This window comes from Propioniciclava sp. MC1683 (genome assembly GCF_014164675.1).
Taxonomy (GTDB): domain Bacteria; phylum Actinomycetota; class Actinomycetes; order Propionibacteriales; family Propionibacteriaceae; genus Propioniciclava.
The window spans coordinates 384,378-396,720 of sequence record NZ_JACJFX010000001.1 but is presented as its reverse complement, the minus strand read 5'-3'; the positions used below and the strand labels follow the sequence as shown (position 1 = coordinate 396,720).

12 protein-coding genes and 1 tRNA gene are annotated in these 12,343 nt (G+C 72.0%); 2 read left to right on the top strand and 11 right to left on the bottom strand.

Annotated elements, in window-relative coordinates; all coding sequences use genetic code 11:
• Positions 1–154: 154 nt before the first annotated feature.
• The gene (locus H5397_RS01925) at positions 155–667 is read right to left on the bottom strand and encodes an AAA family ATPase (RefSeq protein WP_223202711.1); all 513 of its coding nucleotides are present in this window, start codon (positions 665–667) and stop codon (positions 155–157) included.
• 26 nt (positions 668–693) lie between these two features.
• Positions 694–3,435, bottom strand: coding sequence for a DNA polymerase I (gene polA / locus H5397_RS01920; RefSeq protein WP_182814600.1), 2,742 nt, complete (start codon positions 3,433–3,435; stop codon positions 694–696).
• Between polA and H5397_RS01915 the strand changes: the two genes are divergently transcribed.
• Complete coding sequence (locus H5397_RS01915; RefSeq protein WP_220491878.1) at positions 3,434–3,835, top strand: PaaI family thioesterase; 402 nt, start codon at positions 3,434–3,436, stop codon at positions 3,833–3,835. The genes polA and H5397_RS01915 overlap by 2 nt on opposite strands.
• A gap of 3 nt (positions 3,836–3,838) precedes the next feature.
• Here the strand turns inward: H5397_RS01915 and H5397_RS01910 are convergent, their stop codons facing one another.
• On the bottom strand, positions 3,839–4,486 hold the full coding sequence (locus H5397_RS01910; protein ID WP_309224250.1) for a response regulator: 648 nt from the start codon (positions 4,484–4,486) through the stop codon (positions 3,839–3,841).
• Between the two features lie 143 nt (positions 4,487–4,629).
• Here H5397_RS01910 and H5397_RS01905 point away from each other — a divergent pair.
• Positions 4,630–4,712 (top strand) — tRNA-Leu (locus H5397_RS01905).
• A 44-nt stretch (positions 4,713–4,756) separates the two neighbouring features.
• On the opposite strand, the gene pyk is transcribed toward H5397_RS01905, so the two are convergent.
• The 8 genes from pyk to ftsZ form a co-directional block, all read right to left on the bottom strand.
• Complete coding sequence (gene pyk / locus H5397_RS01900) at positions 4,757–6,190, bottom strand: pyruvate kinase (protein WP_375539335.1); 1,434 nt, start codon at positions 6,188–6,190, stop codon at positions 4,757–4,759.
• Positions 6,191–6,261: 71 nt separating this feature from the next.
• On the bottom strand, positions 6,262–7,182 hold the full coding sequence (locus H5397_RS01895) for an RluA family pseudouridine synthase (protein ID WP_182814597.1): 921 nt from the start codon (positions 7,180–7,182) through the stop codon (positions 6,262–6,264).
• The gene (lspA, locus tag H5397_RS01890) at positions 7,179–7,709 is read right to left on the bottom strand and encodes a signal peptidase II (RefSeq protein ID WP_309224249.1); all 531 of its coding nucleotides are present in this window, start codon (positions 7,707–7,709) and stop codon (positions 7,179–7,181) included. Before lspA ends, H5397_RS01895 begins: the two co-directional genes overlap by 4 nt.
• Positions 7,710–7,723: 14 nt before the next feature.
• Positions 7,724–8,140: a TraR/DksA family transcriptional regulator gene (locus tag H5397_RS01885; protein ID WP_182814596.1), complete on the bottom strand. Its 417-nt coding sequence runs from the start codon at positions 8,138–8,140 to the stop codon at positions 7,724–7,726.
• A gap of 131 nt (positions 8,141–8,271) precedes the next feature.
• The gene (locus H5397_RS01880) at positions 8,272–9,597 is read right to left on the bottom strand and encodes a DivIVA domain-containing protein (protein ID WP_182814595.1); all 1,326 of its coding nucleotides are present in this window, start codon (positions 9,595–9,597) and stop codon (positions 8,272–8,274) included.
• A 105-nt stretch (positions 9,598–9,702) separates the two neighbouring features.
• Positions 9,703–10,209, bottom strand: a complete 507-nt coding sequence (locus tag H5397_RS01875) for a cell division protein SepF (protein ID WP_182814594.1) — start codon at positions 10,207–10,209, stop codon at positions 9,703–9,705.
• 84 nt (positions 10,210–10,293) lie between these two features.
• A complete protein-coding gene (locus tag H5397_RS01870; protein WP_182814593.1) occupies positions 10,294–11,001 on the bottom strand; it encodes a polyphenol oxidase family protein in 708 nt (235 codons plus the stop codon).
• Positions 11,002–11,004: 3 nt separating this feature from the next.
• Complete coding sequence (gene ftsZ, locus H5397_RS01865; RefSeq protein ID WP_182814592.1) at positions 11,005–12,180, bottom strand: cell division protein FtsZ; 1,176 nt, start codon at positions 12,178–12,180, stop codon at positions 11,005–11,007.
• Between the last annotated feature and the right edge of the window lie 163 nt (positions 12,181–12,343).

Below are 12,343 nucleotides of genomic sequence, written 5' to 3'. Positions count from 1 at the left end.
CCGTCAAGCGGTAACCAACCCGCGCATGTCAGTCTGACCATCCGCGTCGACGACCACGCCGAACGTCACCAAGCACCGTGCCAAAAGCGAAGTGGCGTCCCCCAACCAGGAGGACGCCACTTCGTCACGCCCCCTTGACAAAAGGGCCTACATATCAGTCGAGGTCCGTCGAGACCACCAGGTCGGCCTTCGCGCGGGTGCGGTCGGCGCCGAACAGCGCCCGCTCCTGCTGGGCCCACCGGTCCCACCACGGGGCGTAGGCCTCGCCATCACGGGCGAGGCCGCGCTGCTTGCGCACGTCGGTGGGGGCGTCCACCCAGACGCGGACGGCGGCGAGCTCACCCGCTCGGCCTACCGTGGCGCCGCACCCCTCCACGACGAGGACGGGCACCGGCGCGACCGTCCGCCAGCCGTCCCAGGCCGAGGCCAGCCAGTCCCACGCGCGGTAGCGCGCGACCTCGCCCCGGCACAGCGGTTCCAGCACCTGCTCCACCAGCAGCCGGACGCCCTCGGCCAGGCCGTCCCAGCCCGGGTAGAGGTCCTCGACGCGGACGACCGGGCAGTCGAGGTCGGTCGCCACGGCGTCGGCCAGGGTCGTCTTGCCCGCCCCGGAGGGCCCGTCGATCGCAACGACCACCACGTCGCCGCAACGAGGCGCCGCGGCCAGCGCCCGGGCGAGGACGGCGTCGGCGCTCAGTGCGCCGCCTCGTGCCAGGAGCGGCCCACGCCCACCGACACGTCGAGCGGCACCGCCATCTCGACGGCGTGGCCCATCCGCTCGCGGACGACCTCCTCCAGGGCCTCGCGCTCGCCGGGAGCCACCTCGAAGACGAGCTCGTCGTGCACCTGGAGCAGCATGCGCGAGCGCAGCCCGGCGCGGGCCAGGCCTGACTCGACGTCGAGCATGGCGACCTTGATGATGTCGGCGGCCGAGCCCTGGATCGGGGCGTTGAGGGCCATGCGCTCGGCCATCTCGCGGCGCTGCCGGTTCGAGCTGGTGAGGTCGGGCAGGTAGCGGCGCCGGCCCAGGATCGTCTCGGTGAAGCCGGTCTTGCGGGCATCGTCGACGATGCCGGTGAGGTAGTCGCGGACGTGGCCGAACCGCTCGAAGTACTCGTCCATCAGGCCGCGGGCCTCGGACACCGGGATCTTCAGCTGCCCCGACAGCCCGAACGCGCTCAGGCCGTAGGCCAGGCCGTAGTTCATCGCCTTGATCTTGGCGCGCATGCCGCCGCCGACCTCGTCGGGAGCGACCCCGAACACGCGCGAGGCCATCACGGTGTGGAAGTCGGCGCCGGACGTGAACGCCTCGATCAGCCCGGCGTCCTCGGACGCGTGCGCCATGATCCGCATCTCGATCTGGCTGTAGTCGGCCGTCATCAGCGACTCGTAGCCCTCGCCGACGACGAACGCCTCGCGGATGCGCCGGCCCGCCTCGGTGCGGATCGGGATGTTCTGCAGGTTCGGGTCGGTCGAGCTGAGCCGCCCGGTGGCCGCGACGGTCTGCAGGTAGGTGGTGTGCACGCGCCCGTCGTCGGCGACCGACTTCTGCAGCCCCTCGACGGTCTGGCGCAGCTTGATCTGGTCGCGGTGGCGCAGCAGCGCGGCGAGGAAGGGGTGCTCGGTCTTGGCGTAGAGGCCCTCGAGGGCGTCGGCGTCCGTCGTCCACCCCGTGCGGGTGCGGCGGGTCTTCGGCATGCCGAGCTCGTCGAACAGCACCACCTGCAGCTGCTTGGGCGAGCCGAGGTTGATGGGCTTGCCGATGGCGTCGTAGGCCTCCTGCTCGGCGCGGCGCACCTCGACGTCGAACTCGGTCCACAGCGACTCCAGCGCGCCGGTGTCGAGCGCGATGCCGTACCGCTCCATGGTGGCGAGGGTGCGCTGCAGGGGCAGCTCGACCTCCTCCAGCAGCGATGAGCCGCCGGCCGCAGCCAGCTCGACCTCGAGGGCGCCGGCCAGCTCGGCGACCGCGCGGGCGCGGACCATGGCGTCGTGGCCCTCGTCCGGGTCCTCGAAGTCGAAGGCCAGCTGGTCGGTCGCGCTGGACCCGCCGCCCTCGGCCGCGAGCTCGCGCTTGAGGTGGCGGACCGTCAGGTCGCCCAGGTCGTAGGTGCGCTGGTCGGGCCGCAGCAGGTAGGCGGCCAGGTGGGTGTCGGACGCCAGCCCCGCCAGGTCCCACCCCCGCGACCAGATCGCCTGCAGGGGGCCCTTGGCGTCGTGCATGGCCTTGGGCCGGGCCGGGTCGGCGAGCCACGCGGCCAGCGCCGCGTCGTCGGCGGGAGTCAGGTCGGTGACGCGCACCCAGGCGGCCGCGCCGTCGAGGGACGCCAGAGCCAGGCCGACCAGGTCCCCCTGGCCGCCCTTCCACGAGCCCTCGGGCTGCACCCCGACCAGGCCGGAGGCGTGGGCGTCCAGCCACCCCGGCAGGGCGCCGGGCGCGAGCACCTCGCCGGCCACCTCGAACCCACCCTCGGGCTCGGCCGCCTCGGCGGGCAGGGTCTCGAGCAGCCGCTCGCGCAGCACCCGGAACTCGAGCGAGTCGAACAGGGTGTGGACGGCCTCGCGGTCCCAGTCCCGCCGCTCGAGACCCGCCAAGGCGACCGGCAGGTCGAGCGTGCGCACCAGCGCGTTCAGCTGCCGGTTGCGGCGCACGTCCTCGATGCGCTCCCGCAGCGACTCCCCCGCCTTGCCGCGCAGGCCCTCGGCGTGCGCGAGCAGGTTCTCCAGGCCGTCGTACTCACCCAGCCACTTGGCTGCGGTCTTGGGGCCCACGCCGGGGACGCCGGGCAGGTTGTCGGAGGTCTCGCCCACCAGCGCCGCCAGCTCGGGGTAGCGCGTGGGCGCAACGAGGTACTTCTCCTCCACCGCCGCCGGGGTCATGCGGGCCAGGTCGGAGACGCCCTTGCGCGGGTAGAGCACGGTGGTGCGCTCGTCGACGAGCTGCATCGCGTCGCGGTCGCCGGTGCAGATCAGCGTCTGCCAGCCCGCCTGCTGGGCCTGCAGCGAGAGGGTGCCGATGATGTCGTCGGCCTCGTAGCCGTCGAGCTCGAGGTGCACGATGTTGAGCGCGTCCAGCACCTCCTTCACCAGCGCGACCTGGCCCTTGAACTCCTCGGGCGAGGTGGACCGGTTGGCCTTGTACTCGGGGTACGCCTCGGTGCGGAACGTCTGCCGGCTCACGTCGAACGCCACCGCCACGTGGGTGGGCTGCTCGTCGCGCAGCACGTTGATCAGCATCGACGTGAACCCGTACACCGCGTTGGTGTGCTGCCCGGTGCTGGTGGCGAAGTTCTCCACCGGCAGCGCGAAGAACGCGCGGTAGGCCACCGAGTGCCCGTCGATGAGCAGCAGGCGGGCGTCGGACGCCGCGGGTGCAGGGGTCTGGCTGGTCACCCACCGCAGCCTAGTGGCTCGCTCTGACACGATGGCCTGCATGGATCCGACCGACCTGGCAGCACTCATGACCGGCGGGCTCGACGAGCGGATGGGGATGGAGGTGCTCGAGGTGTCCCCCGAGCGCACCCGCGGGCGGATGCCCGTGGCGGGCAACACCCAGCCGTTCGGGCTGTGGCATGGCGGGGCGTCCTGCGTTATGGCCGAGTCGCTGGCCTCGATCGCGGCGGCGAGCGCGGTCGGGCGCGGCGGGCAAGCCTTCGGCGTGGACCTCAACGCCACCCACCACGCGCCCGTGCGCTCGGGCTGGGTGACCGGCGAGGCGCGCGCGATCCGCATCGGGGGCACGCTCGGCACGTGGGAGGTCGTGCTCACCGACGACGCCGGCGAGCGGGTCTGCACGGCGCGCGTGACGTGCGCGCTGAAGCGGCCGAAGCCCTAGGCCTCAGGCCTCGTCGTCGAACTCCTCGACCGGCTTGGCCTTCTTCTTCTTGCCCTTGGGGCCCTTGCCCGACTTGCTGTGGTCGATGACGCCCTCGGCGACCTCGCGCATCGACTTGCGCAGGTCCATGGCGGTCTTCTGGATCCAGCGGAACGCCTCGGCCTCGGACAGGCCCAGCCCCTCCTGCAGCAGGCCCTTGGCCTGGTCGACGGCCTTGCGGGAGGCCAGTCGCTCCTCGAGGTCGGCGACCTCGTCGTCCAGCGCGCGGATCTCGGCGTAGCGGGCCATGGCCAGCTCGATCGCGGGCACCACGTCGGAGGCGTCGAACGGCTTCACGACGTAGGCCATCGCGCCGGCCTCGCGGGCGCGATCGACGAGCTCGCGCTGGCTGAACGCGGTCAGCATCACCACGGGGGCGATCCGCTCCTCGGCGATGGCGGTGGCGGCGGTGATGCCGTCCATCGTCGGCATCTTCACGTCCATGACGACCAGGTCGGGCTCGAGCTCGCGGGCCAGCTTCACGGCCTCCTCGCCGTCACCGGCCTCGCCGACCACGTCGTACCCCTCGCCGGTCAGCAACTCGACCAGGTCGAGGCGGATGAGGGCCTCGTCCTCCGCGACGAGAACCCGGGGACGGTCTGCCGACGGCACGTTCGAGCTCACCTTGGATCACCGCTTCCTGCTTGATGACGACCTGGTCACAACGATTCGGACCCTACACCCCACAACACTAGGTCGGTCGAGCCGGGACGACCCGGAGTTGGCCGCATGTGGCACTATGTTGCACGCGACTTGCCGGGGTGGCGGAATGGTATACGCGGACGGCTCAAACCCGTCTGGGCTCTGGCCCGTAGGGGTTCGAATCCCCTTCCCGGTACGACACAGGCCCCCTCCCGCACGGGAGGGGGCCTGTCGCGTCGGTCACGGGATCTCGGCGACCCGGAGCGAGTTGGTCTTGCCGGAGGTGTGCTTGGGGTTGCCGGCCACGATCACGATCTTGTCGCCGGCCTCGACCATGCCGGACCCCTTGAGGGAGTTCTGCACGGCCTCGACCATGGCGTCCATCGAGTAGAACTCGGGCGTCGTGAACGACTTGATGCCCCACGCAATCGACATCCGCTGGGCGGTCTCGACGTAGGGGCTGAACGAGCAGACCTGGATCTGGGAGCGCAGCCGCGTCAGGCGCAGCGCGGTGTCGCCGCTCTTGGTGAACGCGACCAGGTACGTGGCGCCCACGCGCTCGGCCACCTCGACGGCCGCCTTGGCGATGATGCCCGAGGTGGTGTGCGGGTCCCAGTCGATCGGCGCGATCTTGTTGAGCCCCAGCGACTCGATCTTGCGGATGATCCTCCCCATCGTGTCGACGGTCACGATCGGCCACGCGCCGACGGCCGTCTCCCCCGACAGCATGACCGCGTCGGCGCCGTCCAGCACCGCGTTGGCGACGTCGGACGCCTCGGCCCGCGTCGGCCGCGGGGCCGAGATCATCGACTCGAGCATCTGCGTGGCCACGATCACCGGCTTGGCGACCAGGCGGGCCGCGGTGATGATGCGCTTCTGCACGCCGGGGACGTCCTCCAGCGGCAGCTCCACGCCCAGGTCGCCGCGGGCGACCATGATCGCGTCGAAGGCGCGGACGATGTCGTCGAGCGCGGCGACGGCCTGCGGCTTCTCGATCTTCGCGATGACGGGGATGCGCCGGCCGTGCTCGTCCATGATCCGGTGGACGTCCTCCACGTCGCGCGCCGAGCGGACGAACGACAGGGCGACCATGTCGACGCCGTGCTCCAGCGCCCAGACGAGGTCCTCGGCGTCCTTCTCGGTGAGGGCCGGGACGGAGACCGCCACGCCCGGCAGGTTGATGCCCTTGTGGTCGCTGACCCGGCCGCCGATCACGACCTCGGTCACGACGTCGGTGTCGGTCACCTCCAGGGCGAGCAGCTCGATGGCGCCGTCGTTGATCAGGATCTGGTCGCCGGGGCTCACGTCGTTGGTCAGGGTCTGCAGGGTGGTCCCTGCCCGCTCCTTCGTGCCCGGCACGTCGTCGGTCGTGATCGTGAACCGGTCACCGACCTCGAGATCCTGCGGCCCGTCGGGGAACTTGCCCAGCCGGATCTTCGGGCCCTGCAGGTCGGCGAAGACGCCGATGGGGCGTCCGACGCTCTCGGAGGCCTGGCGGACCCAGCGCAGGCGGCGCAGATGGGTGTCATGGTCGCCGTGGCTCATGTTGAGCCGGGCGACGTTCATGCCCGCCTCGACGAGCTCGATGACCCGCTCGAGCGAGTCGGTCGCGGGGCCCAGCGTGCAGACGATCTTCGCGCGGCGGTTCGGCAGTCCGTCGTTCTTCAGGTTCACCACGCGCTCGACCTTAGCGCACGGTGTGTTTGCGCGGAGGTGACGCTCAGGTGGCAACCGGGCGGCAACCCTCAGTCGGCCGGGTCGGCCACCCGCCGGAGCGCGTGGGCGAGGTCCTCGGGGTAGCCCGACTCGAACACCACCCACTCCCCCGTGCCCGGGTGGGTGAAGCCCAGCTCGACCGCGTGCAGCCACTGGCGCTCGAGCCCGAGGCGTGCGGCGAGGTTGGGGTCGGACCCGTAGAGGGGGTCGCCGACGCAGGGGTGCTTGATCGCCGCCATGTGCACCCGGATCTGGTGGGTGCGGCCGGTCTCGAGCTGGACCTCGAGCAGCGTCGCGGCCCGGAAGGCCTCGAGGGTGTCGTAGTGGGTGACCGAGTGCCGGCCCCCGTCGACGACCGCCATCTTCCAGTCGTGCCCGGGGTGCCGCGCGATGGGGGCGTCGATCGTGCCGGTGAAGGGGTCGGGGTGGCCCTGCACCAGCGTGTGGTAGACCTTGCTGACCTCGCGGTTGCGGAAGGCGCGCTTCAGGGCTGTGTAGGCCGGCTCGCTCTTCGCGACCACCATCAGCCCCGAGGTGCCCACGTCGAGGCGCTGCACGATGCCCTGCCGCTCGGACGCCCCCGACGTCGAGATCCGGAACCCGGCGGCGGCCAGGTGGGCGACCACGTCGGGACCGTCCCAGCCGAGCGACGGGTGGGCGGCGACGCCGGCCGGCTTGTCGACGACGACGATGTCGGCGTCGTCGTGGACGATGCGGATGCCCTCGACCTCGCGCGGGGTCACGGTCGCGACCCGCGGGGCGGGGATCTCGAGCTCCAGCAGGTCACCGGCACCCACGCGCGCGGACTTGGAGACGACCTCGCCGTTCAGCCGGACCAACCCCTCGGCCACCAGCTCGGCCACCCGACTGCGGCTGACGCCCGTCATCCGGGACGCCGCGGCGTCGACCCGCTCGCCGGCGAGCCCGTCGGGCACGAGGTGGACGCTCACGCGGCCTCGGTCTTCGGGGGCTCCTTGGTGCTGGCCCCGTCGAGGTCGACCTGCTTGATCGCGACGAGCCAGATGATCAGCACGGCCGCGAAGGTGATGCACATGTCGGCCACGTTGAAGATGGCGAAGTTGGGCAGCTGCAGGAAGTCGATGACGTGCCCGTGCAGGGGGGCCGGCGGGCGGAACAGGCGGTCGGTCAGGTTGCCCAGGATGCCGGCCAGGATCAGGCCGCTCGCGACCACCCAGCCGCGGTGCCGCGCACGCGGCAGCAGGAAGGCCAGGACGCCGACGAGGGCCGCGATCGCGATCAGGGTCAGGACGATCGTGAAGTCTTCCCCCATGCTGAACGCGGCGCCGGGGTTGAAGATCAGCTGCAGCCGCAGCAGCCCGCCCAGCAGGACGGGCGGGTTGGCGGGGTCGAGGTAGGCCAGCGCCAGCTGCTTGGTCAGCAGGTCGACGCCGTAGCCGAGGACGGCGATGCCGAGGCCCAGGGCCCAGGCGGCCCGGCCGGACAGGACCCCGCGCACGGGATGGGGGGAGGTCAGCGCCGTTCCTCCCGCTGCTTGCAGGTCACGCACATCGTGGCGCGCGGGAAGACCATCAGCCGGTCCTTGCCGATCGGCTGGCCGCAGGCGTCGCACCAGCCGTAGCCGCCGGTGTCGAACAGCCGTAGGGCGGTCTGGGCCTGGTCGAGCATGTCGCGGGCGTTCTGGACCAGCGACATCTCCTGGTCGCGTTCGAAGTTGGTCGACCCCACGTCGGCGGGGTCGCGACCGGCGCCCTCGGTCCCCTCGTCGAAGAGCTTCTCCAGCGCCTTCTCCGCGGTCCGGATCGCCCGCTCCATGCGCGCGATGTCGAAGACCAGGTCCTCGCGGATCTCCTCGAGTTCCTCGTCGGTCCACGGGTCCTCCCCGTCGAGGACGGGAACCCGGACGTCACCGTCGGCCGGCTTGGCCATGCGCCACCCCCTCCAGGTGCTTCACGCTGCGTTGTGAGCGCAGACAGTACCACCCGCACGGTGGCTCCGCGCAAAGCGAATGCGCGACGCCCCCGACCGGTCCGGTCGGGGGCGTCACACGTGGTGGTTGCTCAGTTGTCCTTGTTGAGCAGCGCGTCGAGGCGCGGGGTCGCGGACTGGCCGCGGAGGCCCTCACCCAGCAGCTCGGGCAGCTGCTCGGGGGCGAAGCTGCCGCTGCGCAGGGCCTCGAGCTGCTGCTCGAGGTTGCCCACGAAGGACTGGCGGAAGCGACCCTCGAACTCACGCAGGTGGTCGACGCGCGTCGACAGGTCGTCGCGCTCCGCCTCCAGCGTCGAGAACAGCTCGGCGCGGCGGGCGACGGCGTCTGCGTCGACCTGGGCGGCACGGGCCTCGGCGTCACCGGTGAGCTTCTCGGCGTTGACCCGGGCCTCGGACTCGACGCGCTCGCCGCGGGTCTGGGCGTCGGCGACGATCTCCTTGGCCTTCTGCTCGGCCTCGGTGGTCACGCGCTCGGCGGTCTCGTTGGCCTCAGTGGTCACACGCTCGGCGGTCTCGTTGGCCTCGGCGGTCACACGCTCAGCGGTCTCGTTGGCCTCGGCGGTCACACGCGCGGCGGTCTCGTTGGCCTCGGTGGTGAGCCGGGTGGCCTCCTCCTGCGCCTCGGCGACCAGGCGCTCGGCCTGCTCGGTGGCCATCTGCAGCAGGCGGGTGACGGCCGGGGAGGCCTCGGCTGCGGTGCGGACCACGATCTCCTGGGGGCCGTCGCCGACCGCACCGAAGGCGACCGGGGCGGCCGCGGGGGCTGCGGTGCGCAGCGACTCGACCTCGCCACGGAGGCCGTTCAGCTCGTCGTCGCGCTGGGCGAGCTGCTCGCGCAGGGACTCGGCCTCGGCGCGCAGCTGCTCGAGGTTGCCGTCGCGGTCGCCCAGCTCGCCACGCAGGTGGTTGAGCTCGTTGTCGCGGTTCTCCAGCTCGCCGCGCAGGTGCGCCGCCTCGTCGCCGCCACCGGACAGCGAGTTGTGGAGGTTCTGGATCTCCTCGTTCTTGCGGCCCAGCTCCTCGTCGCGAGCACGGAGCTCGGCGTCCTTCGCCTCGAGGGCGGCGCGGAGATCGGCGTCCTGGCCACCGGCCTCGGCCGCGGAGCGGAGCTGCTCGTCCTTGGCCTCGAGCTGCGCACGCGCCTCCTCGAGCTCGGCGCGCACGCGCTCGAGCTCGGCGTCACGCTCCTCCAGCGCGCGCTGGAGCTCACCGTCGTCGGCGCCCCCACCGGACGAGAGGGTCGCGACCTGCTGCTGCAGCGTCGCGTTCTCCTCCGCCAGCGCCACCAGCGTCGTCTCGACCTTGTCGACGAACGTGTCGACGTCGGCCGGGTCGTAGCCGTTGCGGCGGGCCAGGTGGAAACGCGTGTCGCGCACCTGTTCGATGGTCAGGGTCATCGTTCAACCTCACGTGATGGACAGTGTGTCGGGCTTGCCGAGGCGCGACGGGGCGCGCCGAAACCTCAGGCTAGTGTAGCCAGACGAGGACCGCCAAGGTGAGCGTCAGCTCTGGTTGAAGAAGCCCCCGACGATGCGCTCCTTGTCCTCGGCGGTGACGTTCACGCCGGCCGGCGACAGCAGGAACACCTTGCTGGTGACGCGTTCGATCGTGCCGCGCAGGCCGAAGATCAGGCCGGCCGCGAAGTCCACCAGGCGCTTGGCGTCGGCGTCCTCCATGTCGGACAGGTTCATGATCACGGGGATGCCGTCGCGGTAGTTCTCGCCGATCGTGCGCGCCTCGTTGTAGGTGCGCGGGTGCACGGTGACGATGCGGCTGAGGTCCGCGGTGCGGGGCACGGGGGCGGGACGCCGCTCCTCGAGGGCGGTCACGCTCGCCTCGGCGGGCGCCAGCGCGCGGTCCTCGCGGACCTGGTCGTGGCGCTCACGCTCACGGTCCCGGTCGTGGCGCACGGGCTCGACGGCCTCGGTGAGCTCGTCGTCACGCTCGTCGTAGGGTGCGTCCGACATGAGGCCCAGCCAGACGGCAGCCTTCTTGAAACCTTCTGCCATGGTTCCTCCGTTCAGGGATCGACCATCACACTAGCGCGAGGCACCCGCGCCCCCGACGCGGCACGCCCGGGGTTCGGCAACGGTTCAGCGCGGTGCGATCCAGACGAGGCCGACCTGCCGGCCGGCGTCCCCGCCCCGGTGGGAGTGCAGCCCGGTGCCGTGCAGCGTGCAGCCGCCCACGGCGGTGGCGTCGACCCCGGCCTCGCCCAGCTGGGCCAGCGCCGCGGCCCCCAGGTCGATGGAGGGGGTGCCCCAGCTCGTGGTGGTGGGGGCGATGCCGAGCCGGGCGACGGCGTCCTCGGCCATCGCGGCGGGCACCTCGTAGCAAGCGCCGCAGACGTGCGGGCCGACCCACCCCACGAGGTCGGCGTCGGTGTCGGCGCGCAGCCGGTCGACCGCCGCAGCGATGACCCCCTGCATCAGCCCGCTGCGGCCGGCATGGACGGCGGCCACCGCCGATCCGTCGGCCGCGGCGATGCAGATCGGAACACAGTCGGCGACCCGCACCGCGAGCGCGACGCCGGGCCGGGTCGTCACGAGCGCGTCCGCCTGCTGCCCGGTCAGGTCGACCAGCCCGGACGCCGCGGGCGCGGTCTGCTCCCCCACGGCCAGCACCCCGTCGGAGTGCACCTGCGTGGTCACGGCGACGGGCACGCCCAGGCTCGCCGCCAGCGCGGCGAAGGCGGCCTCACGGCCGGTCTCGCCCTGCCCGTCGGACAGGTCGAGGTCGGCGGACGTGAACGCGACCCCGACGCCGAGGTCGGCGTCGGGGTCGCGACGGAAGACGAACACGGGCTACTTCAGGAAGTCGGGGACGTCCAGCTCGTCGTCGGCGATGGGCTCGGGGCGCGGCGCCGGCCGGGACTGCTGCTGGACGGGAGCCTGCTGCTGCGCGGGGGCGGCGGGACGCTCCTCGACCGGGGACGGCTGCGGGGACGCCTCGGGCTGGCGCACCGGCGGCTGGGGCGGCGGCTGGCGCAGGTCGGGCTTGCGGGTCACGCCGGGCTGGCGGCGCGGCGGCTGCCCCCCGTCGAACCCGGCGGCGATGACCGTGACGCGCACCTCGTCGCCGAGGCTGTCGTCGATGACCGTGCCGAAGATGATGTTCGCGTCCTCGTGCGCGGCCTCCTCGATCAGGTTGGCCGCGGCCGAGACCTCGAACAGGCCCAGGTCGGAGCCACCGGCGATCGCCAGCAGGATGCCGTGCGCGCCGTCGATCGAGGTCTCCAGCAGCGGGCTGGACACGGCCATCTCGGCGGCGGCGCGGGCGCGGTCCTCACCGCGGGCCGAACCGATGCCCATGAGTGCCGAGCCGGCGTTGCTCATGACGGCCTTGACGTCGGCGAAGTCGAGGTTGATCAGGCCGGGCGTGGTGATCAGGTCGGTGATGCCCGAGACGCCCTGCATGAGCACCTGGTCGGCCTGCTTGAAGGCGTCCAGGATCGCGACGTGGTGGTCGGTCATCTCGAGCAGCTTGTCGTTCGGGATGACGATGAGGGTGTCGACCTCCTCGCGGAGGCGCGTGATGCCGTCCTCGGCCTGGGTCGAGCGGCGGCGGCCCTCGAAGCTGAACGGGCGCGTCACGACACCGATGGTCAGCGCGCCGAGCGAGCGGGCGATGCGGGCCACGACCGGGGCGCCGCCCGTGCCGGTGCCGCCACCCTCGCCGGCGGTCACGAAGACCATGTCGGCCCCCTTGAGGACCTCCTCGATCTCGTCCGCGTGGTCCTCGGCGGCCTGGCGACCCTTGTCGGGGTCGGCACCCGCCCCGAGACCGCGGGTCAGGTCGCGACCGATGTCGAGCTTCACGTCGGCGTCGCTCATCAGCAGCGCCTGCGCGTCGGTGTTCACCGCGATGAACTCGACACCGCGGAGCCCCGCCTCGATCATCCGGTTGACGGCGTTCACGCCGCCCCCACCCACGCCCACGACCTTGATGATCGCCAGGTAGTTCTGGGATGCACTCACCACGTTGGGTACCTGTCTTCTGTCGTCTTGCCGCCAATGCTTCGCTGAGCCCCACCTCGGCGTTCCGAGTGGGAAGGCAAACGGCGCGGTACGGGGCTGCAGGTCAGGTTATTGACCCGCGGCGTGCGGAGTCCATCACCGGGGGGTCGGCGGGCGCGCCCCTCAA

Coding starts and splice junctions, on each gene's coding strand:
- H5397_RS01915 (WP_220491878.1), top strand. CDS start 3,434: ATGGATCCGACCGACCTGGCAGCACTCATGACCGGCGGGCTCGACGAG.
- polA (WP_182814600.1), bottom strand. CDS start 3,435: ATGCAGGCCATCGTGTCAGAGCGAGCCACTAGGCTGCGGTGGGTGACC.
- H5397_RS01885 (WP_182814596.1), bottom strand. CDS start 8,140: ATGGCCAAGCCGGCCGACGGTGACGTCCGGGTTCCCGTCCTCGACGGG.
- H5397_RS01880 (WP_182814595.1), bottom strand. CDS start 9,597: ATGACCCTGACCATCGAACAGGTGCGCGACACGCGTTTCCACCTGGCC.
- H5397_RS01875 (WP_182814594.1), bottom strand. CDS start 10,209: ATGGCAGAAGGTTTCAAGAAGGCTGCCGTCTGGCTGGGCCTCATGTCG.